The sequence below is a fragment of the Rickettsia sp. genome, from assembly GCF_965035265.1.
This window is the reverse complement of sequence record NZ_CBCDJS010000118.1, coordinates 1-3,551: the sequence shown is the minus strand read 5'-3', so window position 1 is coordinate 3,551 and position 3,551 is coordinate 1. Positions and strand designations below refer to the sequence as shown.

Here is a 3,551-nt window from a genome sequence, read left to right as displayed (position 1 = left end):
AAGTCGGTATATTTAATGAAGCTTTACCGACAACGCAAGACTATGACTTATGGTTTAAAATTTTCCGTGTTGCTCCTATTCATTTTGACGAGTCTATCCTAATTAAATCTCGCTTTCATTCAGAACAAGGTAGTAAGAAAGTATCAAATCATAATGAAGAATGCAATGTATTATGGTCATCGTTTCTTCACGAGTTAACAGAAGAAGAAATGATTAAAATGGAAGGTTCTTCTTATTTATTTTTAATTCGTACAGCTAATTTTTTATCAAATAATACTCCATATAATAAAGCCTGTGATTTAGCAAATACTATGGCTAAGCAAGTACTACATGATACTAAAGTTAGTGTTATTATACCGGTATATAATAGAATAAATTGGGTAATTGAAGCTATAGAAAGTGTACTTATTCAAACACACAAAAATTTTGAGATACTTATAATAGATGATGGATCGACTGATGATATATCACAATTAACTTCAATATGCAAAAAAGATAAAAGAATAAAATATTTTCATAAAAAAAATGAAGGACCTGCTGCTGCACGTAACTTAGGTATTAAAAATGCTATAGGAAAATATATTGCTTTCCTTGATTCGGACGATTTATTTTATAAGGATAAAATAGAAATTCAATTAAAGTTTATGGAAGAAAATAATTTTATATTTTCTCATACTTCATATAAAAAAATAAATGAAAAAGGAAAATATATAGAATCTGTTCATTCCGGGTTTTTTAGTGGAAATGTTTTTCCTAAAGTCATACAGACTTGTCCAATAGCAATGCCGACAGTTATGGGAACTTTGACGTTATTCCAAGAAAATTTATTTCCTGAAAATATAAGAAGCGGCGAAGATTGTTGTTTATGGATATCCATTGCTAGTAAAAACTCAATAGGCGGTATAGACAAAGAATTGTCTAAAGTACGAATTAGCGGCGGTACTAATACGTTTATGGATCCAAATAAATATTCAGTAGGTTTAATAAATATTACTTCTTATGTTCTTAATGATTCTTATTTAAGTAAATTTAGTCCGTTTACTATTAATTTGTTATTAGCAGCTGTTACACAATTAAGATTATTAGAAAATAAAAATGAAGACTATAAAAAAAGTAATATTTCTTTTTTCAAAAATAACTATGTAATTCAAAAAATACGAACCTATTGCTTTGTGACAAAAATTTTGATTGTATTAACTATTACTTCTATAAGGCAAGAAGGAATGCGTGTAACAATTTCTAGAATACAAAGATGGCTTAGCAAGCATATATAAATAATTATTCCTCAAGTATCTTAACTTTTGATCCATCACCGATTTTAGTCATACCTTCCGTAACAACTAAGTCGCCTTCTTTAATATCATCAGAGATGATTTCAATTAAACCTTTAGTACGCGTACCGGTTTTTACGTATAATTGTTTTATCGTATCACCGTCTATTTTATAGATAAAGTTACCTTGATTATTTCGTTGAATACAACTTTCAGAAACGGTTAGATTTTTATGTGGATTAATTATAAGCATAACATCTACATAACTATTATGTAGGATTTTTGTACCCATAGGTAAAATAATTTTAGCTGTTAAAGTGCCGTTATCTGATAAGTAATGCGATACTGCCTCGATTTTGCTTTTAATTTTTCCTGCAATTAAAACTTCAGTATTGACTCCAACTTTTCCGCTTAAAGACTCCGGTAATTCAATAAAAATACTTTGTGAGTTTTTTGTTCCGGTAATGCTAAAAAGATAATCGCCTATTTTTATTTCATCTCCGACCATAGATTTAATAACACCTATTTTACCTGGGTATGGTGCAGTAATTATCATATCATTGTATGTTTTTAGGGCTTTAGAGTAATTAAATTTGGCATCTTCAAGTTCACTTTTTGATCTTTTATGTTCTTCGCTGCTTACAAACTTTTTAGCAAATAAAGCTTCTTTTCTATTAAAATCTTCTTGTTTTGTATTTAATAAAGCTTCTGCTCTAGATTTAGTGGTTTCTGCTATGTTTTTATCTATAACTAGCAATATATCCCCTTTTTTTACTATTTCTCCTTGATGTGCCGAGACTTTTTCAACTACTCCGGTGGCATTAGCATAATAATCACGGCTATTATCATTTTGACATTGCCCTACAATATTAAATATGTCGTAAAGCTCGGCAATTTGTACTTTAGTTGCTTTTACCCCTGTAATTTTTTCTTCTTCCTTTTTACTCGCCATACTAGAAAGAGAAATAAGTAAGACAAAAAAACTGATATATTTTATAAACATAATATTACACTCTAAGATGCATGGGTGTCATGCCGTGGCTTGTCCACGGCTATAGTACCGGACATTTTTTATTCTATGTCATTCCCGCGTAGGCGGGAATCCATTACTTTAAGGCCTTTTAAAGCTTCATTTGAAAAGTAAAAAATCTTTGAAATTAAGATTTTTTAAAAGCTCGATTTATCTCACTTTACCCTGGATTCCCGCCTCCGCGGGAATGACATCGAGGGCTTTTTAAAAACTGTCTAGTACTATAAGTCCACGGCATCTAGGAAAAGCAGCTAAAGCGTATATTGTTATGAATTTCTAGCTGGATACCGTGGACAAGCTACTAGATGACAAAGTATGCCCCTTAAGTTCTTCATCCGTTAGCCATTTATATTCTTTTTCTAGAATTTCAAATCTAATTTTTTCTAATTGTTCATCAAGATCAGGTTCAGGAACGCTAGCAGAACCCATAAATTCAAATCCTTGATAGTTAATTTTAAGTTTATTACAAGTTTCTTGTAATGATAATAAATTTTCTTCTATGTCATCAATAAATATTATTGATTTAGGATAATAATTCACTTTACGCAATACATATTCAAGTACGCTTCCTTTATCATATTCTGCAGTATAAATTATTCCGTCTTTCAAAGTAGGTTTACCGTAACCGGCATTAAAATCTTCTATTATAATTTCATCCTTTAAAGGTGAAAATTCTTGAAAGTTTACTTTTAATTTAGCAAGTTCATGAATTCTCCATTCAATCATATCTTCAATTGTACCGAATTTTCCGGTAGGAAGTTTAGTAAGACCCATTGCTGGTATATTTTTTTCTTTAAGTAAAGCAAATATTGTTAAGATATCTGGGTTAACAAATCTAGCTTTCCTATCTTTAAGAACAATGCTAAGTAATAATGCACATTCTTTTCTAGCAAGTCTTTTTTCAATGTCCACCATTAATTCTTTTCTATAATCATGTGTTAACCGAGATTCATCGCTATCCATCACAATTACTTCATCAACGTCAAAAAGCACCAAGCTAGTATTATCTGCTTGCTTTATTGCTTCTATAACTTCTTTAAAATCATGAATTTTATTTATTTTGCTGTACATACTTATTATTGCTTATTTATATTGTATTTATTACTTCTTCTAAGGAATTAGATATTATCCTTAAATCTTCTTCTCTAGATAAATTATGGTGACCATCTTTAATTAGTTTCATTACTATTTGTTTACTCGTTATTTTTTCTAATAATTTTACGGAAACATTATAAGGCACATCTTCGTCT

The 3,551-nt window shown here is 29.8% G+C and carries 3 protein-coding genes and 1 pseudogene; 1 reads left to right on the top strand and 3 read right to left on the bottom strand.

What is annotated here, in order from left to right; all coding sequences use genetic code 11:
- A partial coding sequence (locus AC1Z7D_RS06560) for a glycosyltransferase family 2 protein (protein ID WP_482603021.1) occupies positions 1-1,274 on the top strand: 1,274 nt, incomplete at its 5' end.
- Positions 1,275-1,278: 4 nt separating this feature from the next.
- On the opposite strand, the gene AC1Z7D_RS06555 is transcribed toward AC1Z7D_RS06560, so the two are convergent.
- From AC1Z7D_RS06555 to AC1Z7D_RS06545, 3 genes and pseudogenes are all read right to left on the bottom strand, one after another.
- Entirely contained in the window at positions 1,279-2,274 is a 996-nt protein-coding gene (locus tag AC1Z7D_RS06555) for an efflux RND transporter periplasmic adaptor subunit (RefSeq protein WP_482603019.1), read from the bottom strand.
- A gap of 303 nt (positions 2,275-2,577) precedes the next feature.
- Positions 2,578-3,372 (bottom strand): DUF2608 domain-containing protein, encoded by a 795-nt coding sequence (locus tag AC1Z7D_RS06550; protein WP_482603017.1) that lies wholly within the window; start codon positions 3,370-3,372, stop codon positions 2,578-2,580.
- A gap of 16 nt (positions 3,373-3,388) precedes the next feature.
- Positions 3,389-3,551 (bottom strand): annotated as a pseudogene (locus tag AC1Z7D_RS06545) (alpha/beta hydrolase); the annotation flags it as partial.

Bases quoted from the DNA above. Each gene is read 5' to 3' on its own strand.
- AC1Z7D_RS06555 (WP_482603019.1), bottom strand. From the start codon at position 2,274: ATGTTTATAAAATATATCAGTTTTTTTGTCTTACTTATTTCTCTTTCT.
- AC1Z7D_RS06550 (WP_482603017.1), bottom strand. From the start codon at position 3,372: ATGTACAGCAAAATAAATAAAATTCATGATTTTAAAGAAGTTATAGAA.